The following is a 24084-nucleotide window of genomic DNA, read 5'->3' on the forward strand; positions in this document are numbered from 1 at the left end:
TGCGGAAGTTCAATAAAATTGCTAACCAATATTACTTGAGAACTGCACTGGAACTGGTAGCTAGTGTGCCAGATTAGCGGGCATCTTTAATATTAGACTATCCGTATATTAGATACTGGGTGCAAGAATGGCGATCAGTCAGCACTCGCGACCGATTCTTAGGGGGAGTAGAGTTATTGAGAAGAAACAAAGCAATATCAATAATAAGTCAGATTAAAATCTTGACGAAACAAGGATAAAGATATGAAAAAACCACTCTTATTGAAAAAATGCGCAGTCTACAGTGTTCTAAGTGTTGGTATCTCCATGATGGGCAGCGTTCAAGCAAGTCTGCTCGAAGATGTGAAATCCCGCGACACACTGCGCTGTGGTGTCAGCAGCGATAAGGCAGGTTTCTCTCATCTAACAGATGACGGTGAATGGGGTGGGATGGATGTCGATCTCTGTCGCAGCGTGGCCGCAGCGGTACTCGGTGATGCCAGTAAGGTCGATTTCGTGATCACTACGGCGAAAAACCGATTTACTGCACTCGCCTCAGGCGAGGTGGATGTGCTGGCTCGCGCTACTACCTGGACAGCTTCGCGTGACGCCAACCTCGGGGTTGATTTCACAACACCTTGGTTTTATGACGGCCAAGGTGTAATGACGCATGCCGACTTCGGTGTTAGCACTATCGAAGAGCTCGATGGGGCTGTCTTCTGCCTTTCTCCCGGCACTACCTCCGAGCAAAATCTTGAGGATTACTTTGGTCGTCGCGACATGAGTTATAGCTCTGTGGTGATCGAGAAGAGCACTGAATTGTATAACGCCTTTCAGCATGGCCGCTGTGATGCCATCACCAACGATATGAGTGGCCTTGCGTCAAGGCGAACACAGTTTGCTGATCCAGATGCCTTTACCCTTCTACCCGAAACCATCTCAAAGGAGCCTTTGGGTGCTTATGTCCCTCAGGGTGATGCTCAATGGCGCGATATTGTTACCTGGACAGCCTTCGCATTGATGAATGCTGAAGAGCTCGACGTGACGTCAGAGAATGTCGAAGAAATGCGCAATAATTCTGACAACCCCAACGTTGCGCGGCTGCTTGGCAGCGATGGTCATATTGGAGAGAAGTTCGGGCTGGATGATGCATGGGCATACCAAGCCATCAAACAGGTCGGGAACTATGAAGAGATCTTCAATCGCAATGTCGGTCCCGATACTCCACTGAATTTCGAGCGCGGGCTTAATCGTCTGTGGAGCGATGATGGCATCCTATACGCTGCTCCCGTTCGATAACTCTGTGTCTACTTAGTAGGCATTGACTGACTGGGGCGTTCGAACAATAAGGCTATCAGGCCGCCCTTGTCTTGCCTCTCATGTCTCAACTGCTATTTCGTCATCACATGGCCTAACAACAGGTAACACTTATGTGGACCAAGATTGTTCATAACGCCCGCGTACTAAGCGCATTACAGCAGTGTATTGTGTTAGCCGTTGTTGCTGTTGCTTTCTATGTGCTGATCACTAATGCCAGTGCGAATATTGATGCTTTAGGCATCGCCTCGGGATTCGGTTTTCTTCAAGAGCGGGCTGGCTATGCGATTAGCTTCCAACTGATTGACTATAGCCCGAATGATACCTATTTGCGTGCTTATGCAGTAGGGCTTCTCAACACATTACTTGTTTCAGTATTGAGTATTGTTTTCGCGACGATTATTGGTGTCTTCCTTGGTGTATGCCGCGTTTCTGAAAATTGGCTGCTTGGGCGTCTTAGTCACCTAGCAGTTGAGTTCCTCAGAAACGTGCCACTCATTGTGCATTTGATTTGGTGGTACGGGCTTATGCTGGCCCTCCCTAATGTTCGCCAAGCGATCTCTTTTCAGGATGTTGCCTTTCTTAGCAACCGTGGGTTGACCGTTGCATGGGCATCCGATGGTTCTTTAGTCGGCTGGGGAGTTGTGTCTATCATCGGAGGCGCTGTCCTCGGTTACGCACTGATTGCACGTTATCGAGCAGGTTTACAATGGAAGGGATTTGGCCCTCCAGTGTGGCCAGCGATATTGGCCGGTGCCATCGCAGTTCCGATACTCGTATACCTCTTTACTGGTAGTTCCTGGCAATGGGATGTGCCGGTTTCGCGAGGTTTTGGCTTTGCAGGTGGGGTCAACTTACCACCCGAGCTACTGGCTCTGTGGTTAGCGCTCTCCTTTTATAGCGCGAGCTATATTGCCGAGATCGTGCGGGGCTCGATTCAGTCTGTTTCACGCGGCCAGTACGAAGCAGCCAGCGCCTTAGGCTTCTCTGAAATGCCTACCATGCTGCGTCTGATCGTGCCCCAAGCAATTTACCCGATGGTTCCCCAAGTCACCAGCACCTACCTCAATATCATTAAGAATTCTTCTTTGGGCGTGGTCGTAGGCTACATGGAGTTAGTGTCTGCCACGGGAGGCACAACGCTTAACCAGACTGGCCAGGCGATCGAATGCATTGCCTTAGTGATGGCTACCTACTGCGCTATTAGCCTCATTACATCGCTGCTGATGAATATTTACAACTACCGCATCAGCCTGCGCACCCACGGTTAAGGAGCGATGATGACCGTATCAGCTACACAAAGTCATAGCAGTGTACAAGTACCACCTCACCATCCTTTGGGGCATCAAGTGACTCGATGGATCAAGACGCAACTCTTCCCTACTCCATTTCAGTCTTGTTTGAGCCTGATCACATTGGCGCTATTGGTATGGTTCACTCCGCTCGCACTGGATTGGTTGCTGTTCTCCGCTACCTTTGTTGGCGACAGCAAGGCCGATTGTGTCGGTGGCGGAGCCTGCTGGCTACCAGTGACACAACGTATCGAGCTATTTGTCTATGGGTTTTATCCTGATACCGAAATTTGGCGCGTCAATATCGCGTTCGGTCTAGCAGCGGCAATCTTGCCTTTGCTGTATATCAAGCAAATTGATCGCCGCTGGGTGTTGGGATACCTAATCGTTCTTCCGTTTTTGATGTGGTGGCTTCTAAAGGGTGGTATTGGCCTGCCCGAGGTCTCCTCAACGAAATTTGCAGGGATTCTGGTTACCGTATTTCTTGGCGTAATCGGCATGCTATTCGCTCTGCCGATGGGGATTCTGCTTGCCCTCGGTCGACGCTCTAATAAGCCGGTGATCAAACTACTTTCAGTACTTTATATCGAGCTCGTGCGCTCGGTACCGGTGATCACGCTGCTGTTTATGGCGTCGCTCATGATCCAACTGCTATTCCCCGAAGGGATGACCATCGACATTTTCCTGCGCGTGCTGATCGTGTTGATTATGTTCACTGCGGCCTATATGGCAGAAACCATTCGTGGCGGCCTGCAGGGCATGCCAAGTGGGCAATATGAAGCCGCAAAAGCCCTGGGTTTTTCCTATTGGAAAACGATGGGGCTGATCATTCTGCCGCAGGTCTTACGTAACACCATACCTCCATTGCTTACCCAGTTCATTGGTCTCTTCAAAGAAACCACCCTCGTCGTGGTGGTCGGCGTGCTTGATGTCGTCGGTATCGCGATGAGTACCACAGCAGCTCCTGAATGGCTCGGACTCGAGCATGAGGTCTACCTCTTCCTAGCCTTATTCTTTTTTACGATCTGCTTCACGTTGTCTCGCTACGCGCGACATTTGGAAAAACAAATGGAAAAGAGTCGCTCATGAGTACTGCATCCCAATTCAGCAGCACAGTATCAGCTAACCACGACACTACTGCGATTAGCATCGACAATCTCAACAAGTGGTATGGCGACTTCCACGCGCTAAAAAACATCTCTCTCAAGGTAACCAGTGGCGAGCGTATTGTGGTTTGTGGGCCTTCGGGGTCTGGAAAATCAACGTTGATTCGCTGCGTCAATCAGTTGGAACGGCATCAGCAAGGGTCTCTGACCGTGCTAGGAGAAACGCTGGATGAAAACCGTAAGCGCCTGCAACGGATCCGGCGCAACGTCGGGATGTGTTTTCAGCATTTCAATCTTTTTCCCCACTTGAGCGTACTCAAGAATTGTACGCTGCCTCAAACTGCGAATTTGAGGGTTCCCCAGGCGGAGGCGATTGAGTATGCGCTGTCTCTTCTGGATCGTGTTCAGATGCGAGAGCACGCCAATAAATATCCTGGCCAACTCTCAGGTGGCCAGCAGCAGCGTATCGCTATAGCTCGAGCATTGTGTATGCGGCCAAAAATAATGCTCTTTGACGAACCTACTTCGGCACTAGATCCCGAAATGATTGCTGAAGTACTGGAGGTAATGGTGGATCTTGCCAATGATGGCATGACCATGCTGTGCGTCACTCATGAAATGGGGTTCGCGCGGCGCGTCGCCGACCGTGTTGTCTTTATGGATCAGGGCGAAATCGTTGAAGAAGCTCCACCGCAGCAGTTCTTTGATACCCCTCAGTCAGCCCGTACCAAGCGATTCCTGACACAGATTCTCGACCATGGAGTAACTGCTGCATGAATAAGCCCCCTATCGCCATTGCGATTCACGGTGGCGCCGGTGTGCTAACCCCCGGCTTGTTGTCGCCTCAGGATGAGGACGCGATTCATGAGGCCTTGCGCCAAGCTATTGATGCTGGCCACCGGATACTGGCAGCAGGTGGCACCAGTCTGGATGCAGTTGAGGCCTGTGTCGTGTCGCTAGAAGAGTGTTCCTGGTTCAACGCAGGCAAAGGTGCTGTGTTCACTGCAGACGGCATTCATGAAATGGATGCTGCTATAATGAACGGAGCTGATCGGAGTGCAGGTGCCATTGCGGGTGCTCATTATGTCCGTAATCCGATCCGTGGAGCTCGTGCTGTTATGGAGCACAGTGATCATGTCATGTTGGCTGGAGAAGGCGCCGATCGTTTCTTGCGTGAGCAGAATCAGCCTCAAGTAGCCAATGATTGGTTTGATACCGAGCTACGCCGTCGTCAATGGCAGGGCAACCGCTCTAGCTCAACAGCCCCCAGTCTCGAACCAAGCCACGCTGATCACCATATTGAAGAAACTGTGGTAAATGATAACTCGGGACATAAATTTGGCACCGTAGGGGCTGTTGCTCTTGATAGCCATGGTCATGTCGCAGCCGCCACATCGACCGGCGGCATCACTAATAAACGTTACTCACGTATAGGCGACACGCCGATTATTGGCGCGGGCACTTGGGCAGACGACCGTAGTGCAGCGATATCGGCGACAGGGCACGGTGAATACTTCATGCGTGCTGTAGTAGGGCATGACATAGCCGCCCGCATGCGCTTTGCTGGCCGCGATCTTCATAGGGCCTGTGACGAAGTCGTCCATCAGGAGCTAAAAACGTTAGGAGGACAGGGTGGCGTTATCGCCGTGTCACCGAATGGAAAAACCCAGTTGAGCTTCAATACACCTGGCATGTATCGGGCGTGGAGGGATGATTACGGTCAGCTTCACACTGCGATTTATGCAGAAGACGACCGAGTGCATGGCTAATCGGATATTAAGGGAAAAAGAGGTTGGGAAGCCAATGGCTTCCTACCATCTTGGCTATAATCTGGAACTCAATCAATAAGTGAAGCACCTACGGTGTTCGTTCCTCAGTCCTTTGCTCTGTCATTCTTCTCCAGCAACGATAGACATTGGTTTAAGCGATTATCCGGGCTTCAAAAGCCTCCGGGCTGATCATCTCTGCCGCCGCTGCTTGTTGTAGTCGATCTCCTTCGGTGGTTCATCACCCGCTAACGGCTGCGCCTTTTGATCTGATACATATGGCTGTCAGCACGGCTCAGCAGGGTATCGGCGTCTTCCCCGTCGGCGGGGTAGCAGGCCACGCCGATGCTGCAGGATGGCATTTTGACCTCGCCGAATTCAGCGCCTAGTGGCTCGTTCATGACCGTGAGAATCTGTTCCACCTTTTCTGTCACAGCGTGCGCTGACTTGATGTCCGTTAACAGCACCGTGAATTCATCACCGCCCATGCGGGCCACCGTGTCCGTCTCGCGTACACAGCCTTCCAATCGTCTTGCTACCGTGCAGAGCACCCGGTCACCCGCCGCATGTCCATGAATATCGTTGATGCTTTTGAAGTCGTTAATATCCAGAAATAGCAATGCCAGGTTGTTCTGATAGCGATGGGCCATGCTCAGGCCCAAGGTAAGGCGGTCATAGAAGAGCGCTCGGTTGGTCAACTTTGTCAGTGGATCATGGTGGGCGAGGTAGCGTAACTCTTCCTCGGCCTGCATAAGCGCTGTGACGTTGCGCGCTACACCGACCCGCACTTCCTCTGCTTCGTACCAGCGGGCAGACCACAGGATATGCACGATACCGCCGTCTTTGCGGATATAGCGGTTGCGGTAATCAATATGGGGCTTACCGCTCATCACACGAACAATGGAGTCCCGCGTTGCGGCTAAATCGTCAGGGTGCATGTAGTTCGTGATTAGAGTGCCGATCAACTCTTGAGGAAGGTAACCGAGCAGCGACTCACAGGCATCACTCACGAAGACGATCTGGTTGTCTTTATCGACCACGAAGACGGTGTCCAGCATCAGGTGAATCAGTTTGGGGTAAAGGGCTTGCAGGTCAACGGTCATAGACAAGGGATAATCCGGTTAGCGTTCCTCGACTATAGAGCAATCGCGAAGTGGACGATAAAGAATTCTGGAAATTTTGGGGGAAAGGTCACTCCCGTAATGACAAGCGCGTATCGGCCATCGCCAGGGTAGGCTTTGCCCTCCCGGGGCGAGTGCCAACGGACGACATTCAGGGGTTGAAGCTTTAGTTACTAGAGGTTTTATAGTACCGGGAATGAAAAAACTTAACGAGGTTTATATATGGGACATCATCATGATCATCCCCACATTGATCCTGCCTCTGGCGACCGACGTGTCAGTATTTCCATTTGGGCAAATGGCTTATTAACCATCGCCCAGATCGTCGGCGGTATTATGGCGGGCAGCCTCTCGCTGATCGCTGATGCGCTGCATAATTTTTCTGATATGGCAGCGCTTGTTATTGCCTTTGCTGCGCGCAAGATCGCAAGACGGCCCGCCGATGCGCAAATGACCTTCGGCTATGGCCGAATCGAGATAGTGGCAGCACTGATTAACTACACTACGCTCATTCTCGTTGGCCTCTATCTGATTTACGAAGGCGCCATGCGCATGATTGAACCGCCAGAGATCCAGGGTTGGTTGGTCGTTATCATCGGTGGCGTCGCTCTTGTTGTCGATGCCCTCACCGCCATGCTTACTTGGTCAATGCAAAAAGGTAGCGTCAATATTCGCGCCCTTTTTCTGCATAACCTGTCTGATGCGTTCGCCTCCATCGCTGTGATTATCGGCGGTTCATTAATTCTGCTCTACGACATGCGCTGGGTAGACCCTGCGATTACGATAGGTATTGCTCTGTATATCCTTTACCTCGCCTTTTCGGAGATTGGGGGGCCTATCCGTACACTGATGCTGGGCTCTCCCCCAGATATTAACGGTCAACTCGTCATTGAAGCCGTGCGTGGTGTCGAAAGTGTCCACGATATTCATCATGTGCACCTATGGCAGATGCAGGAAAACATGGCCGCCCTTGACTGCCACGTGGTCATTACGGAAGCAGGCTGGCAGCAGCTTGAGTCGATTAAGACAGAGATCAAAGAGCAGTTAAAAACGCGCTTCAACATTGTCCATTCCAGCTTAGAGTTTGAGCATATTGATCACGCACATCAGGATGCCAACCTTTATGGGCATGAATAATACATGCTAACGCTGGTCTACATAGGCAGTCATTTAGCTTGGTTTGTGCAATCAAATCTTGGCCTAAATTGCCAAATAATCACTGAAATCGAGAGAGAAAAATGTTCAAAAAAGCGACTTTTATGCTTGCGGGTACGTTGATGCTGACAGCTGCCATCGTGGTGGTATCGAAACCTGCACTGTTGGGCATGCAAGCTGAGGCGGCGAGTGAGGATGCTGGACAGGCCGAGAGCTCCTTGGTGCGTTCACACTCACCGATCCTGGGGCCGAAAGGGGCACCTGTCACCATTGTGGAATTTTTCGACCCGGCCTGCGAAGCCTGCCGTGCTTTCTATCCTCTCACCAAAAGTATTCTGGAGACCTATCCTGAGCAAGTGCAGCTAATCGTGCGCTACACCCCTTTCCACGGTGAGGTTTCTGATACGGCCATACGCGTGCTGGAAGTCGCTCGACACCAGGACGTATTCGAACCGGTACTCGAAGCTCTGCTCTCTCGTCAGGATCAATGGGCATCTCATGGCCGTTTCGATGAATCAGCTATCTTGGAGATTGCCAGCCAAGCCGGTCTTGACCGAGCTGCCGCTGAGGAGCAACTCAACTCAGCTGAAGTGCAAGCGGTGATTGACCAAGACATGGCAGACGTCAAAACGAATCAGATTCGCCAGACGCCAACCTTTTTTGTCAACGGTGAGCTGCTAGAACCCTTTGGTATGCAGGAGCTGATTGATGTCGTAAAGAGTGAAGTCGAGGAGATATCTGAAGAGGAAAAATCCCAATGAATCAGCGCTGACTGCTGATGGGGCTTATGAGTTTAAGCCCCGCGCTGGTCGAGGGCGGTTGGCGAGAGCACCTATTTTTGGGGTAAACGCGGCCAAATTGACTGTCCAATCGGCGTTGTATTCGCCACAAGACAATAAGGCAAATCATTCAACTTTCATTTTACTGACATCGCCTCGTCACTTAATACCCGCAATCTGCTTAATGTTGGATCGTCTTCCTCCTTACGAAACAACGTCGAAAGAACGATCGAACGGCTTCAGCTTTGGCGTCATAGGCGCATCATTCGAACGACATCTCTCTGGATTAAGGAGCAGTAAAATGGCCGATACTCCCTCAGTAGACAATGCGGGTGGCGGTGCTGATTCCGCAATCGCCGACATGAAAGCAGTGTTCGATCAGGCGATCGAGAAGTCCGCAGAAATCACCAAAGTCACGACAGAGAAGAAAACCGAGCTCGACGCTACCAAGCAGCGTCCGCAAAACTGATGCTCGGAAGTCGCGGGCGGCGTCAGCCGCTCGCGGCCTTGTTGTCGTTTCCTGTCCACGCATTCCTGGACGGTAGAGATTTCAAAACCTCGCCCGGATGAATGCCCCTGTATCGAGACATTCGACGGAAGAGCCCCTCCAAGCTTCGTACGACACGGCGAGTTAAGTATATGACTTTATTCACCTCAGCTTCAGCGTCGGTACGCGAAGCCGTTACGACGCTCAAGGTTATCGCAGGCTTGCATCGTGGTGCCTCCATTACGCTCACTGAGCCGGTCTGCTGTATCGGTAGCGACGATTCTACTGATGTCATGCTCGGCGATCCGGGCACTGCGCCACACCATATTGTGTTGAGATTCTATGGTCGTTATATCGCTATCGAGGCGCTTGGTGGCGACATCACCATTAATGGTCGTAGTGTCAGCCAGGGCACTGGTTTGCGCTGTGAATTGCCAGCGAAGCTCCATTTCAACGACGTGGCACTCGAGCTTTCACGCCCCCCAGCGCCTGCCATATTCCCTGGGCTGCCGACAGTTCCTGTGCGTTGGCGTAAGTGGCTAAATCGCAGTGCCACGCTTGCCGCACTAGTCGTAACGCTGGGAGTACTGGCTTTCTATGAGTTCATCGATGTCAATCAAGCCGACGCCAACATTGGCTATCATCCAGTCACGGCAATGCTCGATGAGCAGCACATGATGGACACTGCTCAGAGTACTCCCCCAGTGATGGATGAGGTTCGCCCGAGCCCGGTTCAAGCACTGCGTGAGCGCCTGGCGGAAGCCGGGCTTGCATCGCTGGAGGTTGCCGACAGTGGCGACTATATCAGCGTCTCCGGTCACTACGACCCCGACCAGGTGGGCGCTTGGAATGCCACACAGCGTTGGTTCGACCAACATTACGGCAGCCATAATGTATTGCTGAATGAAGTCAAACAGCGCGAGGCCCCGGTTCGACCCGACCTGCAGTTGCAGGCCGTATGGTTAGGCAAGAACCCGTACGTGATCGACGCTCGTGGACAGCGCCTCTATCCAGGCGCGTCGCTGTCGTCTGGCTGGGTTATTTCCGCTATCGAAACGGATCGAGTGCTGTTGAGCCGTGGCGATGACCAGTTCGCCCTGACACTATAATCCGGCGTATATCGCTATGAAGATCACTGATCGTCTTGTTCCAAGGGATCGTTATCACGTCGCTGGCATTGATCCCGTCAAGCCTAGCGTCGTTGAGAAACCGCCGCAGCAGGACGATACGTTCACACACGCTGCCAGCGAAGCCCGGCAACGTGGCTCAAACCGCCCGGCGTGGACTGAGCGCCTCGAAGCACTCGCACGCCCGGAGGCCATTGATCCTGCCAGCTACGCTAACCTTCGCAGCATCGAGCTGCTCCAACACGTAGCTGACAACGTTCTACCTTCGCTGGACGCCGATGATGAGATCATGGCGTTGGCGAAGGAGGTGATCGGTGAAGAGATTGATTGGCGCCAGGCATGGGAAGGGCGGATGAGTGAAGCAAGCGCGCTGCCGCTGGACAACATCGCCGATCAGGAGAGCGTGCCATGAGCGATACCGCTGATCGCGATGCCGTCGACCTACTGCATTTGATGGGACACCTCTATCTCAAAAGTGGTCAGGTACAGCGCGGGTTGATATTGCTGCTTATCGCGACACGCATGGCACCGAATCACACCGGCGTGCTGCAGGCGCTGTGCCAGGGGTTCCTTGCCAGCGGCAACGGTCAGCGTGCGCTCAATGTGCTCGACCGGCTCGAGGCCGCCGGTGAACAGGATGACGCCATGCAACTCTTGCGTAGCCGCGCCCACTGGGTCAACGGTGAGCATGATACCGCTCGTCGCCTATGGCGAGAGTATCTTGAGCAGCGGCGTCACCCGGAATCCCGGCAGGGAGAGACCGTAACATGAACAAGCTCCTCGGCCGTCTCAATACCCTGGCTCGTCAGGCGTCCCAGCGCAGTGACGTGATCATCGCTGTTTTCATGGTGCTTGCAGTAGTGATGATGATCATCCCGCTGCCGACGGCGATGGTCGACACGCTGATTGGTATCAATATCGGTTTCAGCCTGCTGATTCTAGTGGTGGCATTCTATATCTCGCACCCGGTCGAATTCTCCTCACTGCCGCCAATCATTCTGCTTGCCACACTGTTCCGGTTGGCGCTTTCGATCTCCACTACTCGACTGATTCTGCTAGAGGGTGACGCCGGCCAAATCGTTTCCGCCTTCGGCAATTTCGTTATCGCTGGCGAAGTGGTCATCGGCATGGTGGTTTTCCTGATCATTACGGTGGCCCAGTTCCTGGTGATTACCAAGGGCTCGGAGCGCGTAGCGGAAGTGGCGGCGCGTTTTACACTCGATGCCATGCCCGGCAAGCAGATGAGCATCGATAACGACATGAGAAACGGCGACATCGAACCCGCTGAAGCCCGTCGCAGACGCTCGCTGCTGGAGAGCGAGAGCCAGCTCTACGGTGCCATGGATGGGGCGATGAAGTTTGTTAAGGGCGATGCCATTGCTGGTTTGGTGATTCTGTTCGTCAATCTTATCGGTGGGCTGTCGATCGGCATGCTCAAGCACGACATGCCCTTCGGCACGGCGGTGGAAACCTATTCGCTGTTGACCGTCGGCGACGGCCTGATCGCACTGATCCCTGCATTACTGATTTCGGTTGGCGCGGGTACCGTGGTGACCCGCGTTAGCTCCGATAACGCCAGCGATTTGGGCAGTGAGATTGTCGGCCAGCTTGGCAGCAACGCCAAGGCACTTGGTTTGACGTCGGCGGTGCTGTTCTGCGCGGCCTTCGTACCGGGTTTCCCATCGACCGTCTTTCTGACGTTGTCAGCATTGCTGGGCTTAGCTGCCTTTTTCCTGCATCGCCGTCGCCAGACGGCCGATGCCGAGACGGAGCAAGCAGCGCAAGCCGAGGTTATTACCGCGACCCCAGCTACTGAGACCAACGCCGTGAACGAGGCGGTGAACGAGGCAGCACCGTCCAATGCCGCCGATGACGACCCACGCCAGTACCGCGTTATGCTCTGCCTGGCTGCGGGGCTTGTGGATAAGTTATCACTCGACAGGCTGCGTGAAAGTGTTCAGGCCACCCGCGAAGGCGTTGAACGCGGTCTGGGAATCGCCATTCCACAGGTCGGACTACGCCTGGAACCCGCCTTCACCGACCAGCGCTTCGCCATTGAGCTGGATGAAGTGCCGGTGCTCAACGGTGAACTACCCGACTCTTCAATACTGCTCGACGACGATGCCGATGTGTTGGAGCTGCTTGAGTTGACGCCCTTCACCCTGCCTGCGCTCGTTGGTCGCGGTAGTTGGCAATGGCTTGCCGATGAGGCGACTTCAGCGCTGACAGAAGCCGGGATTCGCTATCGCACGCTGGATCAAGTGCTGGTGCGCTGTCTTGAACGCACGCTAACGCGTTACGCCGGGGAGTTCGTGGGGATTCAAGAGGCGCGTGCCCTGCTTTACAAGATGGAAACACACTATGCCGAGCTGGTGACCGAGGCCGTTCGCGTGGTATCGCTACAGAAAATTGCCGATATTTTACGTCGCCTGGTCAGTGAGGGCGTTCCGGTACGCGCCATGCGCACTATTCTTGAAGCCATAGTGGCCTGGGGGCCGCAAGAATCGAGCAGCGCTCGGCTGAGCGACCGCATACGCATTGCCATGGCGCGGCAGATCAGTCACCGCCATGCCCGCAGCGATCGGGTTCTGCCTGCCTGGATCGCGACCCGGCCATTGGAAGAGGCTCTGCGTACCGCCCAGCGAAATAGTGAGAATCAGCCCGTCCGTAGCGGCATGCCGGCACCGCTTTCGCGGGCCTTGAACGGCTGGTTCCAGCAGCAGCTTGAGGCGCTCGATAGCGACCTTCAGCCAGTGGTGGTAGCGGCAAGCGACGTGCGTGCCGCGCTGCAGCAGTGGCTAAAGCAGCACGATATCGATCTTCCGGTCATGGCCTGGCAGGAGATCGCACCGGAATTCAGCCTGCAAGCAATTGCTCAGATACGCCTGCCCAAACCGGTTCCACGCCGGGAAACGGAAACAACCGCCAAGTTGTAACACGCTTGCGAAACAATGGCGCCGTGCGTCGATGATTCAGCACCCATGCAAATCGCTACAACAGGGATGAAGAACAACCGTGATCAGCATAAAACCCGCCGATAGAAACCCTCCCCAGGCTGTCCGGAATTCGACGCTTTGGGTATGGGCGTTACTGCTGTGGTTCGCGGTAATTACTGCCAGCGCTGATGTTTCCGTGGACGCTTCCGGAGGTGCGATGACGCTGGAGACCGGGCAGGGGCGTATCCTGCGCTTCGACCAGGACGTTGCGTCGGTGTTCGTCGCTAACCCTGAAGTTGCCGATGTGCAGGTGGTTTCTTCCGGCGTCATCTATCTCTTCGGCAAACAGGCCGGTGACACCAACCTTATCGCGCTGGGGGCCGACGAGCAGAGCCAAGCCTCGTTGCGGCTGCAGATTCGAAACGATAGTGCGTTGGCTTCTCAGGCGCTACGGGATATCGACGGTGACAGCCAGATCCACTTGCGTATGGCGGGCAACCAACTGGTGGCCGAGGGCAGCAGCCCCACGGTCGAGAGCGCCATGGCCACGCAATCGACCCTTGATGCCCAGGCGCCGGCCGGCGGTAGCATCAATCGCTCGACTTACGACGGCGCCACTCAGATCAACATTCGGGTGCGCTTCGCCGAAGTCGCCCGGGATGAACTGCTCAGCTATGGAGTCAGTTGGAATACGCTGATCAACAACGGCTCGTTCTCTTTCGGTGTGCTCACCAGCAATATCGCCCCCAATCCTATCGGTGGGGGTACCGATAGCATCGACGGTTTACTCCAGGCGCTACAGCAGAACAATCTGCTGCAGATCCTCGCCGAACCCAACATCACCACCGTCTCAGGGCAGACGGCGAGCTTCCTTGCTGGCGGCGAGATTCCTATACCGGTACCGGTTAACAGCGAACTGGTGGGTATCGAGTACAAACAGTTCGGTGTCTCGCTGCTGAGCACGCCAACGCTACTGCCTAACGGCCGCATCTCGATGGAAGTCCGCCCCGAAGTCAGCAGCATTGCCAGCGATAGTGTCCGTATTGGTGGCTATGACGTTCCGTCGCTTCAAGTTCGGCGCGCCGATACCGTAGTCGAGGTGGGTAGCGGGCAGACCTTTGCTATCGCCGGCCTGTTTCAACGCCAGGCGAGCAACCAGATCGAACGAATCCCGCTCCTCGGTGATATGCCGATTCTGGGCAATCTATTTCGATCACGACGTTTTCAGCGTAACGAGACCGAGCTGGTCATCCTGATCACCCCCTATCTGGTGGCGCCATCCTCCGCGCCGGTACCCAGAATGCCGCTGGATCGGGCACAGGTCAGCCGTAATCCCCAACTCGAAGATGACCCATTCGGATTCTATCTGCAATGAGTAGAGGCAACGTTTGCATGTCGCAGCTATTTACCTATTGGACGCGTACGGCTTCACGCCTTGGGCTCTGTTTGGTGGCGTTGCTGCTGGCCGGCTGCCAGTCCTCGATGGGGCCGATGGGCTGGGATACCGGGTACCGTCAAGTGACGACTGCCGCGGCGACTAACGCCCCCCATGAAGCAACGATCATGCCGCGTCTCTGCCAGGCTGGGCCTGACGATGCAGAGCGAGTCGGGCTGCCACCCGGCTGCGCCAACGACTTCAATCTGCAGCAGATGATCGTTGAGCCACAAGATTTGGTAAGGGGAAGAGCAATGGGGCCCGCCATGGGCGCGCCGGTAGCAGATGCCGCGAATGAGTATCTAAACGGCCGCGAACGTGCCAACCAGCGTCGTTCGCTATTGGAGCAGGAAGCGCGCAATGCCATGGGCACCAACGCCACTACCAGTGATCTGTGACGGTATTAGTTAGAGGCTGATGCCAACCCGAGTGCCCGGGCGCGAGCGGCGGCATCGGGCAGCGTTGCTATGTGCTCGGCACTGGCTATCAGGGAAAGGCGGTTGGCCGCTGATAGGTCGGGGATATCGACTTGCTGTGCCTCATCGCTACGCCCGGCCAGTACCAGCACAAGAATCAGGTTGCGGAAATGGCGTTCCTCTGCCAGCGGGGAGTCCGTAATGCGCTGCATGTTCGCGATGGCCTGGGTATTTTCACCGGCTAACGCTTCGGCTAGCGCCAGGTTGGCCTGAGCATCGAGATCACGCGGCTCGAGCGCTACGGCGTTAGCAAACGCACTGGCCGCTCGGGCGGGCTGACCGGCCAGCGCTTGGGCGGCGCCAAGACGGCTCCAGGCTGCCACGCTGTCCAATTCGGGCGCCGCCAGGGAAAGGTTGCGCAGGGCGCTTTCCGGTTGACCTAGGCGCAGTTGGGCCGTCCCGAGGCCGAGTAATGCTGGCGTGAAGTGGATGTCTTCGGCAAGCGCGGCACGAAACGCCTCAGCGGCTGCCTGGGGCTCGCCACTGGCAAGCAGTGCATTGCCCAGGCGAACCTGAATATCTGCGGAGGGGCCGTTCTGCTCCAGGGCGCGCTCGTACATCGCGGCGGCGGTCGCATGGTCGCCTTGCTGATCGACATCTTTGGCCAAGTTTAGCAGGCGACCTTCATCGATCTCGACAGGCGTCGCAGCGCAGGCTGACAGTAGCAGGCTCAGTATCAGGCTTGGCCCGGCGACGAACGCAGGTCGGCTCATGCTGGGCAAAAACGTACAAAATTCCTTCATCCGTGACTCAGTCCAGAGGGTTAGGAAATGAAAATCAGTGTACCGGAGAAACCAGGCTTGGGGCAGCAGGGATATGGATGAAGCGTGATGCGTGTTTACCCCAGAAGGGCAAAAACTCAAAAAGACAGATTGCCGGTCACTCAACTGTCATCGGGGGGTGGGTAGGATGATGGCAGATAGGTGGAAGCACCCCTGGCTGGGCCATCTTGTGATGCTGGTGCTTGGTTGTTGTTTGCCAGACAGCCCCACGCTGGCCGCCGAGGCGCCTTGGGCGGATCGTGAATATCGCTACATTGTTATTGAGCAAAGCGTGCGTGATGTGTTGCAGGAGTTTGGTCGCAACCTGTCCCTGCCCGTTGAGGTCAGCGACGCGGTGGATGGCGAGGTGCGTGGTGATATCCGCGCCAGCACCGCTGGCGAGTTCCTCGAACAGGTCTGCGAATCCAATGGCCTGGGATGGTTTTACGATGGCTACGTACTGCATGTCGCCGCCCGACAGGAGCTGAGCCGCCGGAGGTTTGAACTCACGGATGTCGATGTACCACGCCTGCGCGCGGAGATTACCCAGGCACAGGTCGGCAAGCCGTTGAGCGCAATGATTAATGCAGAGCACGACAGTCTTGAAGTGATGGGGCCACCCGCCTGGATAGCGGACATAGCCCAACGGGTCGAAGCGTTGCGCCAGCCGAGTGCGCCGTCGATCCCCGCTGAAGTTAAGGTCTTTCGAGGCAGTGTGGCCCAGCCGCCTGGCTCGTGAGTGAGCAAGCGATGAAACCCACAGGAGGCAGTCCATGGCTATCGATCCCGTAAGCAGTAGTAACCCGGCAACAGAGTCGCTCCCCGATTCCCAGGCTTTCGACGACGCCGTCGATAACGCGAAGCTGCAGGAAACAATGGTAGAGGGAATGGTCAAGGTCGGCGGGCAGATGATTCTGATGCCGATGATGAACAATATTCTCAAGGAAGCACAGTCCGACGAGTAATGACGAGGGCGCGACCCCAACCGCGGTGTTCGCGCCTTTCTCATTCTATGCGACGGGCTATTCCGACGAGGTGAATGATGACTCCCGTGACACCACCGGGCAGCGGTGCGCTAACTCCGACACCCATGCCAGAGGTTAGCGCCGATACGTTGGCATCACAGAATATTTTCGAACATATGACACAGCAAGCCGGTTCATCTTTATCGGGGGCCAGCCCCAGTGAGCTGGGGTCAAGTCTGCTCAACAACCTTGATGGCTTTATTGACCGAGTCAATAACTTCGCTCAGCAGGCTAAGACTCCCGATGTGCAAACACCTGATCGTTTAGCTCAGGTGATGCCCCAGAGCGTGCCCGACGCTGGCGACACGCCACCCGCCTTGGGGGATGACAAGCTGGCGCAAGTCGTCGAATCGCTGGGGCGTGTTTTTGATCACTCCATCGAAACCACCATGATCGTTCGCGGCGCCACTCAGGTTTCGGGGTCGGCGAATACCTTGCTAAAAGGCCAATGACACTTGCACTTTAATAAACAATTCGACGGCAAGCAGCAAGTGTCACAACGCAGGTGGCGTAACGCCCTGCGGGGCATGGTGTTTCTGGTAATGGCGCTGCTGCTTCAGGCCTGCGACACCGATCTCTACACTAACCTCGACGAGCGCGAGGCGAATATCATCGTGGCAACGCTGGCCCGCAACGGCATACCTGCCGCACGTCAGGCACAGGACGAAGGCCAAATGACCGTCACGGTCAGTGAGGAGCGCTTCGCCGAGGCGGTAGAGATACTCGATCGTGCCGGGCTGCCGGAACAGAAATTCGCCAATATGGGCGATATTTTCCAGGGTAACGGGCTGGTGTCGTCTCCTGTGCAGGAACGCGCTCAGATGATCTTTGCGTTGAGCCAGGAGCTCTCGCACACCGTGTCGCAGATCGACGGCGTACTCTCGGCGCGGGTTCATGTTGTGCTGCCGGACAATGATTTGCTGCAGCAGAACAGTACTCCGTCTTCGGCCTCGGTCTTCGTGCGCTACATTCCATCGCTTGAGATCGCCCCCCTGATTCCACAGATCAAGACGCTGGTAGCCAATGGTATTGCTGGCCTCTCCTACGACAAGGTCTCGGTGGTGCCCGTCGTCTCTGCTATTCCCGAGGAAATGGACACGCTGCTGCAGCCGATGATGGGCTCATTTCTGGGTGTCGCGATGCCAGCGTCCAGCGTTTCCCGTATCGGCTGGATCATCGGTCTGCTGAGCGTTGCGGTGATCGGACTTGCCGGTGCGGTGTGCTGGTTGGTCTGGCGTCAGCGTCGCCAGCGTCCCTATTCATTGACGACAGCGCCATGAGACAGCTCCATGAATAGTGCCTCTAAACGTGCTAGCGAATCGACCGCACCGGGCTCTGATATCGAGACTGATATCGAACCACCGGTACGGGTTGCTCTCGACCACTGGGTTGACTGCCTGGACGGCATTGCCGCCGACGCGGTGCTGCGCCGTTGGTGCACTCAGCCGCGCTTTCGCCAGCGCTTGCTTGCCCGCCTGCAGCGCCGTCATCAACTCACCTCTATCGCGGAACAGCCGCTAATGGATGCCGCCGACCAGGTGCTATGCCAACTGGACAGCGATGATTTTACCGCCTGCGCCCGTGCCGCTGGAGTGATCATTCACGCCAATGCCTTTGTACGCGAAATTCATGCACCGCGAGTTGCGGCACTCAAACAGCGTTTCGGCGCTGAGCTCTATTCCCTGGCGCTTACCCACCGTGACCACGCCAGTACCGAAGCCTGCGCTGAGGATGATCTCGACGCGCTGGAGGCCGCCGTCGAGAACGATGGTCGACGCTGCCTGGAGCGATGGTGGCAAGCGCAAACGGTGGAACTTCGAGACTGGCTAAGGTTGGGTTGGGCTGACCAGTTCGAGTTGCCTGAAACGATCGTGGCGGACGCCGCTGCTGTTGATATTGCCCGCTTGGCCGCTACACACGGCCTCTTCCAAGCCGACGATGAAGAGCGAGCAGGGATATGAGTTCACTGCCACCCCGCCCTGGGAAGATCATCCTGCGCGCAGAGGAGGCCAACGCTTGGGTCGATGGCTACGCTTTTCTCGAGCGGGCGCGTCAGCGAGCCGATGAACAAGAAACCCTCATTCTTCGTGCCCGCGAAGAGGGCCATGCCGAAGGCTTCGAAGCCGGTCGCCGCGATGGTGAAGCCCGCGCCGCTGAGCTGCTGGCCAGCACCCAGCGTGACGTCAAACGTTATCTCGACGGGCTCGGCCCCGAGCTAGCCGAACTGTCGCTGACTCTGGTACGGCGTATTCTCGGCGAGTTCGACGATGTAGAACTCATCACTCGCTGCGTACGCCATGCCCTGAGCGAGTGGCGCCATGAACACCTTATCCGTATTCGTGTTGCACCGCCGCTAGAGGCGCGAGTCGCCGAGTCTCTCGCCGCGTATTCGCCCGCGACGACTGACTATCAGGTCGAGGCCGACGCTCAATTGGCGCCAGGTCAGTGTTTGCTGGTGAGCCCCATCGCGGTTATGGACATCGGCCTGGAAGCGCAGCTCGAGGCACTGCGGCGTGCCTTGCGGGATGATTGGGAGGGTGCATGAGCGCGAATGCGTTCGGGGATCTGCTGCCGCGGCTCGGCGAACGTTTTGCCCTAGCCCAAACTCGCCCCGTCAATGGCCGGGTACGCCGCATTCGCGGTTTGTTGGTTTACGCTAGCCTCGAAGGTGCTGGCATTGGCGAGATTTGCTACCTGCGCGATCCCGTCAGCGGTCGCCGTGTCGCCGCGGAGGTGATCGGCTTCGAAGAGGAGAACGTCGTGCTCTCGCCGATTGGCGAGCTCCAGGGGTTGTCGACCCGCAGTGAAGTAATTGCCACTGGCAGTGCCCAGGGTGTGGCCGTGGGTGATGCCCTGCTCGGTCGCGTCATCAGTCCGCTCGGCGACTGGCTTGATGGTCGCGCTGCACCAGCGCCCGGCTCACTGCGCCATTACCCCGTCCATGCCGAGCCCCCCGCGCCGCTGTCCCGCCAGTTGATTGAGCAGCCGCTGGCACTCGGGGTACGTGCTATCGATGGTCTCAATACCGTTGCCCGCGGCCAGCGCGTCGGACTGTTTGGCGAAGCCGGCGTCGGTAAGTCATCACTACTTTCGGCCATCGTCCGTGGCAGTAGTGCAGAGATCGTGGTACTGGGGCTGGTGGGCGAGCGCGGTCGGGAAGTCCGCGAGTTGCTTGATGTGCAGCTGGGTGCCGACGCGCGCCAGCGCACGGTATGCGTCGTGTCCACGTCTGATCGACCGGCGATCGAGCGCGCCCGTGCTGCCATGGTGGCGACCAGCGTGGCGGAGTATTTCCGTGATCAGGGGCGCGATGTGCTGTTGTTGGTCGACAGTCTTACCCGCTTCGCCCGCGCCCAGCGCGAGATCGGACTGGCTGCCGGTGAACCGCCGACGCGTCGTGGTTACCCGCCTTCACTGTTTGCGGCGCTGCCCCGTTTACTCGAACGCGCCGGGCCCGGTGGCGCGTCGGGAGGCACCATTACGGCAATCTATACGGTATTGACCGAGGGCGATGGCATGCTGGATCCGGTGGCCGAGGAGGCCCGGGCCATTCTTGACGGTCACATCGTTCTGAGCGCCGATCTCGCCCGCCGTGACCACTTTCCAGCCATTGATATCCTCGCCAGCCGCAGCCGCTTGATGGAAAACGTTGCCAACGCCGAGCATCGCCGTGATGCCGGCAAAATGCGTGAGTTGATGGCGCGTTATCGCGATGTCGAGCTGCTACTGCAAGTGGGCGAGTACCGGGAAGGTAGCGACGCCGCCACGGATGAGGCGATTCATAAACGTGCTGAGGTTGAGGCGTTCCTACGCCAATCCCGTGACGACCACAGCGCCTTTGAAGACACCTTGAAACAGTTAAGGGAGGTCGTCCAATGACGTCGCAACGTCAGCTTGACCGGCTGATGCAGCTTCGGCGCCAGCGTACGCGTCTCGCCGAGGAAGCCCTGGCGGCAGAGCAACGCAACTGTCGGGAGTTCGAGGCTCACTGCCAGACACTCGGGCAGGCCCTGGAGCACCACCAATACCAAGCAGTTCAGCGCGAGCAGGCGCTGTTCGAACAGGGTGAACAACGACCGCTGAACGCCGAGGATCTGGCCGGTTGGCAGCAAACACTTGCCGACGATGCCGCCCACCAGGAGGCATTGCTTGAGCAGCAGGCAAGCAGCATCCAGACCCTGCGGGCCGCTGAGCGAGAGCGCGAATACCGCGCTACGGAATGGGCGTACCGGTTACGCGCCCAGCGTGCGCTGGAGCAACTCCAGACTTGTCAGGGGCAGGCGCGGGCGGTCAAGGCCGAGCATCTGGCCGAACTGGAGATGGAAGAGAGCCGGATCGGCCGGGCAGGTGAAGTATGACTGCCTTCAGCTCAACCGTTCGCGCGGAAGTGACGCCAGTGCCGCTAACCCTGACGCACTATGATGCCGAAACGCTAACCCTGCATAACGCGCTGCATCGTTCTCGACAGCCGCTGACTTTCGGTTGGCATGGGCGTTCTGCCAGCTTGTACCTGATGCCGGAAGCGGCGGAGGTCACCGCTGACATGACCGTCGCGGTATGCCTCGGCAACGAGCAACTGGCCTTGAGCGCCAGTTGGCGGACATTCGACCATCTCAGTGAGCACCCTGATCGCAGGCGCTCTATGGAGGACGTCGATGCGGAGCTGGCCGCGATGTGGCTGGAGGCGGTGTGGTTGGCGTGGCTTGAACCGCTGGAGGCGACACTGGGTGTCGATATCCGTGTGCAGCCCGCCGACCTGCATGGGCGAACGGCAAACCCGATCCACATCACTCTGGCCTTCGAGCTCGACGGCGATGTTCATCCGCTGCGTGTGGGGCTCTCGGCCGCTACTGCCAAACACTTGCTGCCCCTGTTTGATCGCTATTTCCCCACGCAGCCCGCGATGGCGAGCAGCGTAATGGTGATGTTGAGCCTAATGGCCGGAGCCCAGACATTGACCCTGGGGGAGTGGCGCAGCCTTCGCCCAGGCGATGTGGTTATGCTCGAGTCATTCGCCACTAGCGACGATCCCAATGGCGCAACGTTGAACGTTGGCGACCGGTTTAGCGTCGGCGTCAGCTTAAGCGCCGATAGCGTGTGCCTTAAAGGCCCGCTGACCTCTCTTACCTCTTCCCAAGCGTCGAACCCACCATTCGAGAACCTCATGAGCGAACCCCCCGTGGATAACCCAAACCTGGATGATCTGCCCGTCCGCCTGACTTGTGAAATGGGCAAACTGGAGATGTCGCTCGGCGAGCTGCGCGCGTTGGGCGAAGGCAGCGTACTGCCGATGCAGCGTCGACCTGAGCAGGCGGTTGACCTAATCGTCAACGGCCGCTGCATGGGGCATGGCCGCCTGGTGATGATCGGTGACAGCATCGGGGTGCAGATCGAGAGGCTCGCGCTCGATGAAGGGCACGCCGGGGATGAGTGAATTTCAGCCTAACTTGATCGCCATCATCATTGTCGTTGCGACCATCGGCCTGGTGCCATTGGCGGTGGTGACCATGACGGGCTTTCTCAAAATTGCCGTGGTGCTGTTCTTGATCCGTAACGCCCTCGGCGTGCAGCAGACGCCGCCTAACCTGGTGCTCTATGGCATTGCCTTGATTCTTACCGTCTACATCACCACGCCGCTGGTCGGCGATATGCTTCATCAGTTCGAGCAGCGACCCGCAGGGATGGGCAGTGTCGAGGAGATCAAACAAACCGGCGAGGCGCTGCGTGGGCCCTTGCAGGATTACCTTTCTCGCTATGCCAGCGAACGCGAGCGGGCTTTTTTCATTGATGCGACCCGTACGCTATGGTCGGAGGAAGCCCGCAGCGACCTTCAGGACGACGACTTAGTGGTGCTTATTCCTGCCTTCGTGAGCTCGGAGTTGACCCGTGCTTTCGAGATCGGTTTTTTGCTCTATATCCCGTTTCTGGTGATCGACTTGATCGTCTCCAATGTGCTGATGGCAATGGGCATGATGATGGTCTCACCCACGTTAATATCAACTCCTCTCAAGATATTTCTGTTCGTTGCCGTGGACGGCTGGTCACGGCTAATGCACGGCTTGATTCTTAGCTATGGTGGAGGCTGAGATGAACGACGATATCTTTCTCTCACTGATGCAGAACGCGCTGTGGACGGCGCTACTGGTGTCGGCGCCGGCGCTACTGGTGGCGATTATGGTCGGGTTCGGGGTCGGTCTACTGCAGGCGTTGACGCAGATTCAGGATCAGACACTGCCGCAAGCCGTCAAGCTGGTTGCCGTACTGCTGGTGCTGATCATCGCCGGGCCGCTACTGGCCGGGCCCGTCGTCAACATCACCGATCAGGTGTTGAACAACTTTCCAGCCTGGTCTCGTTGAGCCGGGCCGGCGTCGCTTATGCATTACGACGACTTCGCCCGCTTCCTAACCGATTTCGCCTATCCAATGATCGCGGCGGCAGCGGTCGGCGTGGCACGGGCGCTAGGCATGGTGCTGGTCACGCCAGCGTTTAATCGCCTGGGGCTGACCGGCATGATCCGTTCGGCAGTGGCGGTGACGATCTCGATTCCGCTGATGGTGCCGTTATTCGATGCCATGGTGAATGCTGAACAGCTATCAAGCTTCACCCTTACCGGCATGGTCATCAAGGAGTTGCTGATTGGCGTCGTCATCGGGCTGGTCTTTGGTGTTCCGTTCTGGGCCGCGGAAGTAGCTGGCGAACTGATCGATTTACAGCGCGGCTCAACCATGGCGCAGATACTCGATCCCATGGGCTCGACTGAATCCGGCGTTACCGCCACGTTGCTGACCGTGACTTTGCTGGCGCTGTTCTTCATTACCGGCGGCTTCATGCTGCTACTTGATGGCTTTTATCGCAGCTACTCGTTGTGGCCGGCGGTGAATTTCACGCCACTCATGACCAAAGCATCGGCGATGGCGCTACTTGGCCTGCTCGACCAGGTGATGCAGATTGGTGTGTTGATGATAGCGCCGCTGGTCATCGCGCTTCTGGTCGCAGATTTGATGCTCGCCTACCTCGCGCGTATGGCGCCCAACCTACACGTCTTTGACCTGTCACTCCCTATCAAGAACCTGTTGTTTGCATTCTTGATGCTGGTCTACGTCATTTTCCTGATCCCCTTTATGCTGGAGCACCTCGATGCAGCCAATCTCTATATGGAACGCCTAGAAGCTATATTGGGCGCTATGGGGGGAACGCGGTAACAGCAGGGGGGACGCGGGGTACTTTGAAAAGAGGGTATCAAAGCAGCATCACAAAGTTGCCATTAGAGTGTCACGCAGTCTCTTCAGACTGGTTTTCCGTCAGTGAAATTGGGCTTCTC

General features: G+C 56.6%; 28 protein-coding genes. 26 read left to right on the forward strand and 2 right to left on the reverse strand.

The window, feature by feature from the left end; genetic code table 11:
* The first annotated feature begins 243 nt into the window (after window positions 1-243).
* The 5 genes from AC4EYZ_RS13880 to AC4EYZ_RS13900 all read left to right on the forward strand — a co-directional run bounded on the left by AC4EYZ_RS13880 (window position 244) and on the right by AC4EYZ_RS13900 (window position 5463).
* Complete coding sequence (locus AC4EYZ_RS13880; protein WP_009286732.1) at window positions 244-1278, forward strand: amino acid ABC transporter substrate-binding protein; 1035 nt, start codon at window positions 244-246, stop codon at window positions 1276-1278.
* A 188-nt stretch (window positions 1279-1466) separates the two neighbouring features.
* Entirely contained in the window at window positions 1467-2567 is a 1101-nt protein-coding gene (locus AC4EYZ_RS13885) for an amino acid ABC transporter permease (RefSeq protein WP_474191860.1), read from the forward strand.
* A gap of 9 nt (window positions 2568-2576) precedes the next feature.
* The gene (locus AC4EYZ_RS13890) at window positions 2577-3677 is read left to right on the forward strand and encodes an amino acid ABC transporter permease (RefSeq protein ID WP_474191859.1); all 1101 of its coding nucleotides are present in this window, start codon (window positions 2577-2579) and stop codon (window positions 3675-3677) included.
* On the forward strand, window positions 3674-4471 hold the full coding sequence (locus tag AC4EYZ_RS13895; RefSeq protein WP_027958391.1) for an amino acid ABC transporter ATP-binding protein: 798 nt from the start codon (window positions 3674-3676) through the stop codon (window positions 4469-4471). The genes AC4EYZ_RS13890 and AC4EYZ_RS13895 overlap by 4 nt, the downstream gene beginning before the upstream one ends.
* The gene (locus AC4EYZ_RS13900; RefSeq protein WP_027958390.1) at window positions 4468-5463 is read left to right on the forward strand and encodes an isoaspartyl peptidase/L-asparaginase family protein; all 996 of its coding nucleotides are present in this window, start codon (window positions 4468-4470) and stop codon (window positions 5461-5463) included. Before AC4EYZ_RS13895 ends, AC4EYZ_RS13900 begins: the two co-directional genes overlap by 4 nt.
* 245 nt (window positions 5464-5708) lie before the next feature.
* Here the strand turns inward: AC4EYZ_RS13900 and AC4EYZ_RS13905 are convergent, their stop codons facing one another.
* Window positions 5709-6563 carry a sensor domain-containing diguanylate cyclase gene (locus AC4EYZ_RS13905; protein WP_027958389.1) on the reverse strand — a complete coding sequence of 285 codons (855 nt, stop codon included), beginning with the start codon at window positions 6561-6563 and terminating at the stop codon, window positions 5709-5711.
* A gap of 240 nt (window positions 6564-6803) precedes the next feature.
* Here AC4EYZ_RS13905 and AC4EYZ_RS13910 point away from each other — a divergent pair, with 240 nt between their 5' ends.
* From AC4EYZ_RS13910 to AC4EYZ_RS13950, 9 genes are all read left to right on the forward strand, one after another.
* Window positions 6804-7718, forward strand: a complete 915-nt coding sequence (locus tag AC4EYZ_RS13910) for a cation diffusion facilitator family transporter (RefSeq protein WP_190374384.1) — start codon at window positions 6804-6806, stop codon at window positions 7716-7718.
* A gap of 101 nt (window positions 7719-7819) precedes the next feature.
* A complete protein-coding gene (locus tag AC4EYZ_RS13915) occupies window positions 7820-8497 on the forward strand; it encodes a DsbA family protein (RefSeq protein ID WP_474191858.1) in 678 nt (225 codons plus the stop codon).
* A 319-nt stretch (window positions 8498-8816) separates the two neighbouring features.
* The gene (locus tag AC4EYZ_RS13920; protein ID WP_162836275.1) at window positions 8817-8984 is read left to right on the forward strand and encodes a hypothetical protein; all 168 of its coding nucleotides are present in this window, start codon (window positions 8817-8819) and stop codon (window positions 8982-8984) included.
* Window positions 8985-9154: 170 nt separating this feature from the next.
* Window positions 9155-10111, forward strand: a complete 957-nt coding sequence (locus tag AC4EYZ_RS13925; protein WP_027958387.1) for a SctD/MshK family protein — start codon at window positions 9155-9157, stop codon at window positions 10109-10111.
* A gap of 16 nt (window positions 10112-10127) precedes the next feature.
* Window positions 10128-10541: a hypothetical protein gene (locus tag AC4EYZ_RS13930; protein ID WP_027958386.1), complete on the forward strand. Its 414-nt coding sequence runs from the start codon at window positions 10128-10130 to the stop codon at window positions 10539-10541.
* Window positions 10538-10900, forward strand: a complete 363-nt coding sequence (sctY, locus tag AC4EYZ_RS13935; RefSeq protein WP_474193169.1) for a type III secretion apparatus assembly chaperone SctY — start codon at window positions 10538-10540, stop codon at window positions 10898-10900. The genes AC4EYZ_RS13930 and sctY overlap by 4 nt, the downstream gene beginning before the upstream one ends.
* Window positions 10897-13065 (forward strand): type III secretion system export apparatus subunit SctV, encoded by a 2169-nt coding sequence (gene sctV, locus AC4EYZ_RS13940; RefSeq protein ID WP_474193170.1) that lies wholly within the window; start codon window positions 10897-10899, stop codon window positions 13063-13065. The genes sctY and sctV overlap by 4 nt, the downstream gene beginning before the upstream one ends.
* A gap of 79 nt (window positions 13066-13144) precedes the next feature.
* The gene (locus AC4EYZ_RS13945) at window positions 13145-14440 is read left to right on the forward strand and encodes a type II and III secretion system protein family protein (protein WP_051430492.1); all 1296 of its coding nucleotides are present in this window, start codon (window positions 13145-13147) and stop codon (window positions 14438-14440) included.
* A 17-nt stretch (window positions 14441-14457) separates the two neighbouring features.
* On the forward strand, window positions 14458-14898 hold the full coding sequence (locus tag AC4EYZ_RS13950) for a hypothetical protein (RefSeq protein ID WP_051051799.1): 441 nt from the start codon (window positions 14458-14460) through the stop codon (window positions 14896-14898).
* Between the two features lie 5 nt (window positions 14899-14903).
* Here the strand turns inward: AC4EYZ_RS13950 and AC4EYZ_RS13955 are convergent, their stop codons facing one another.
* Complete coding sequence (locus AC4EYZ_RS13955; RefSeq protein ID WP_474192906.1) at window positions 14904-15719, reverse strand: tetratricopeptide repeat protein; 816 nt, start codon at window positions 15717-15719, stop codon at window positions 14904-14906.
* A 166-nt stretch (window positions 15720-15885) separates the two neighbouring features.
* Between AC4EYZ_RS13955 and AC4EYZ_RS13960 the strand changes: the two genes are divergently transcribed.
* From AC4EYZ_RS13960 to sctT, 12 genes are all read left to right on the forward strand, one after another.
* Window positions 15886-16476: a hypothetical protein gene (locus tag AC4EYZ_RS13960; RefSeq protein ID WP_051051797.1), complete on the forward strand. Its 591-nt coding sequence runs from the start codon at window positions 15886-15888 to the stop codon at window positions 16474-16476.
* A 34-nt stretch (window positions 16477-16510) separates the two neighbouring features.
* Complete coding sequence (locus AC4EYZ_RS13965) at window positions 16511-16702, forward strand: hypothetical protein (RefSeq protein ID WP_035537911.1); 192 nt, start codon at window positions 16511-16513, stop codon at window positions 16700-16702.
* A 77-nt stretch (window positions 16703-16779) separates the two neighbouring features.
* Window positions 16780-17214 (forward strand): hypothetical protein, encoded by a 435-nt coding sequence (locus tag AC4EYZ_RS13970; protein WP_035537909.1) that lies wholly within the window; start codon window positions 16780-16782, stop codon window positions 17212-17214.
* Between the two features lie 39 nt (window positions 17215-17253).
* Window positions 17254-18042: a type III secretion system inner membrane ring lipoprotein SctJ gene (gene sctJ / locus AC4EYZ_RS13975; protein ID WP_490203830.1), complete on the forward strand. Its 789-nt coding sequence runs from the start codon at window positions 17254-17256 to the stop codon at window positions 18040-18042.
* Between the two features lie 9 nt (window positions 18043-18051).
* On the forward strand, window positions 18052-18723 hold the full coding sequence (locus AC4EYZ_RS13980; protein WP_041159089.1) for a hypothetical protein: 672 nt from the start codon (window positions 18052-18054) through the stop codon (window positions 18721-18723).
* Window positions 18720-19307, forward strand: coding sequence for a type III secretion system stator protein SctL (gene sctL / locus AC4EYZ_RS13985; protein WP_027958378.1), 588 nt, complete (start codon window positions 18720-18722; stop codon window positions 19305-19307). The genes AC4EYZ_RS13980 and sctL overlap by 4 nt, the downstream gene beginning before the upstream one ends.
* Window positions 19304-20641 (forward strand): FliI/YscN family ATPase, encoded by a 1338-nt coding sequence (locus AC4EYZ_RS13990; protein WP_490203831.1) that lies wholly within the window; start codon window positions 19304-19306, stop codon window positions 20639-20641. The genes sctL and AC4EYZ_RS13990 overlap by 4 nt, the downstream gene beginning before the upstream one ends.
* Entirely contained in the window at window positions 20638-21120 is a 483-nt protein-coding gene (locus AC4EYZ_RS13995; RefSeq protein ID WP_027958376.1) for a hypothetical protein, read from the forward strand. Before AC4EYZ_RS13990 ends, AC4EYZ_RS13995 begins: the two co-directional genes overlap by 4 nt.
* A complete protein-coding gene (sctQ, locus tag AC4EYZ_RS14000; protein WP_027958375.1) occupies window positions 21117-22196 on the forward strand; it encodes a type III secretion system cytoplasmic ring protein SctQ in 1080 nt (359 codons plus the stop codon). Before AC4EYZ_RS13995 ends, sctQ begins: the two co-directional genes overlap by 4 nt.
* Window positions 22189-22848, forward strand: a complete 660-nt coding sequence (gene sctR / locus AC4EYZ_RS14005; RefSeq protein WP_041159087.1) for a type III secretion system export apparatus subunit SctR — start codon at window positions 22189-22191, stop codon at window positions 22846-22848. Before sctQ ends, sctR begins: the two co-directional genes overlap by 8 nt.
* 1 nt (window position 22849) lies before the next feature.
* A complete protein-coding gene (locus AC4EYZ_RS14010; RefSeq protein ID WP_027958373.1) occupies window positions 22850-23119 on the forward strand; it encodes an EscS/YscS/HrcS family type III secretion system export apparatus protein in 270 nt (89 codons plus the stop codon).
* A gap of 18 nt (window positions 23120-23137) precedes the next feature.
* The gene (gene sctT, locus AC4EYZ_RS14015) at window positions 23138-23965 is read left to right on the forward strand and encodes a type III secretion system export apparatus subunit SctT (protein ID WP_230805860.1); all 828 of its coding nucleotides are present in this window, start codon (window positions 23138-23140) and stop codon (window positions 23963-23965) included.
* Window positions 23966-24084 lie beyond the last annotated feature (119 nt).

This window comes from Vreelandella sp. 162(4c) (assembly GCF_058152265.1).

Excerpts from the sequence above, each read along its gene's own strand:
- AC4EYZ_RS13880 (WP_009286732.1), top strand. The coding sequence starts at position 244 with ATGAAAAAACCACTCTTATTGAAAAAATGCGCAGTCTACAGTGTTCTA.
- AC4EYZ_RS13890 (WP_474191859.1), top strand. The coding sequence starts at position 2,577 with ATGACCGTATCAGCTACACAAAGTCATAGCAGTGTACAAGTACCACCT.
- AC4EYZ_RS13895 (WP_027958391.1), top strand. The coding sequence starts at position 3,674 with ATGAGTACTGCATCCCAATTCAGCAGCACAGTATCAGCTAACCACGAC.
- AC4EYZ_RS13900 (WP_027958390.1), top strand. The coding sequence starts at position 4,468 with ATGAATAAGCCCCCTATCGCCATTGCGATTCACGGTGGCGCCGGTGTG.
- AC4EYZ_RS13905 (WP_027958389.1), bottom strand. The coding sequence starts at position 6,563 with ATGACCGTTGACCTGCAAGCCCTTTACCCCAAACTGATTCACCTGATG.
- AC4EYZ_RS13910 (WP_190374384.1), top strand. The coding sequence starts at position 6,804 with ATGGGACATCATCATGATCATCCCCACATTGATCCTGCCTCTGGCGAC.
- AC4EYZ_RS13915 (WP_474191858.1), top strand. The coding sequence starts at position 7,820 with ATGTTCAAAAAAGCGACTTTTATGCTTGCGGGTACGTTGATGCTGACA.
- AC4EYZ_RS13920 (WP_162836275.1), top strand. The coding sequence starts at position 8,817 with ATGGCCGATACTCCCTCAGTAGACAATGCGGGTGGCGGTGCTGATTCC.
- AC4EYZ_RS13925 (WP_027958387.1), top strand. The coding sequence starts at position 9,155 with ATGACTTTATTCACCTCAGCTTCAGCGTCGGTACGCGAAGCCGTTACG.
- AC4EYZ_RS13930 (WP_027958386.1), top strand. The coding sequence starts at position 10,128 with ATGAAGATCACTGATCGTCTTGTTCCAAGGGATCGTTATCACGTCGCT.
- sctY (WP_474193169.1), top strand. The coding sequence starts at position 10,538 with ATGAGCGATACCGCTGATCGCGATGCCGTCGACCTACTGCATTTGATG.
- sctV (WP_474193170.1), top strand. The coding sequence starts at position 10,897 with ATGAACAAGCTCCTCGGCCGTCTCAATACCCTGGCTCGTCAGGCGTCC.
- AC4EYZ_RS13950 (WP_051051799.1), top strand. The coding sequence starts at position 14,458 with ATGTCGCAGCTATTTACCTATTGGACGCGTACGGCTTCACGCCTTGGG.
- AC4EYZ_RS13955 (WP_474192906.1), bottom strand. The coding sequence starts at position 15,719 with ATGAAGGAATTTTGTACGTTTTTGCCCAGCATGAGCCGACCTGCGTTC.
- AC4EYZ_RS13960 (WP_051051797.1), top strand. The coding sequence starts at position 15,886 with ATGATGGCAGATAGGTGGAAGCACCCCTGGCTGGGCCATCTTGTGATG.
- AC4EYZ_RS13965 (WP_035537911.1), top strand. The coding sequence starts at position 16,511 with ATGGCTATCGATCCCGTAAGCAGTAGTAACCCGGCAACAGAGTCGCTC.
- AC4EYZ_RS13970 (WP_035537909.1), top strand. The coding sequence starts at position 16,780 with ATGACTCCCGTGACACCACCGGGCAGCGGTGCGCTAACTCCGACACCC.
- AC4EYZ_RS13980 (WP_041159089.1), top strand. The coding sequence starts at position 18,052 with ATGAATAGTGCCTCTAAACGTGCTAGCGAATCGACCGCACCGGGCTCT.
- sctL (WP_027958378.1), top strand. The coding sequence starts at position 18,720 with ATGAGTTCACTGCCACCCCGCCCTGGGAAGATCATCCTGCGCGCAGAG.
- AC4EYZ_RS13990 (WP_490203831.1), top strand. The coding sequence starts at position 19,304 with ATGAGCGCGAATGCGTTCGGGGATCTGCTGCCGCGGCTCGGCGAACGT.
- AC4EYZ_RS13995 (WP_027958376.1), top strand. The coding sequence starts at position 20,638 with ATGACGTCGCAACGTCAGCTTGACCGGCTGATGCAGCTTCGGCGCCAG.
- sctQ (WP_027958375.1), top strand. The coding sequence starts at position 21,117 with ATGACTGCCTTCAGCTCAACCGTTCGCGCGGAAGTGACGCCAGTGCCG.
- sctR (WP_041159087.1), top strand. The coding sequence starts at position 22,189 with ATGAGTGAATTTCAGCCTAACTTGATCGCCATCATCATTGTCGTTGCG.
- AC4EYZ_RS14010 (WP_027958373.1), top strand. The coding sequence starts at position 22,850 with ATGAACGACGATATCTTTCTCTCACTGATGCAGAACGCGCTGTGGACG.
- sctT (WP_230805860.1), top strand. The coding sequence starts at position 23,138 with ATGCATTACGACGACTTCGCCCGCTTCCTAACCGATTTCGCCTATCCA.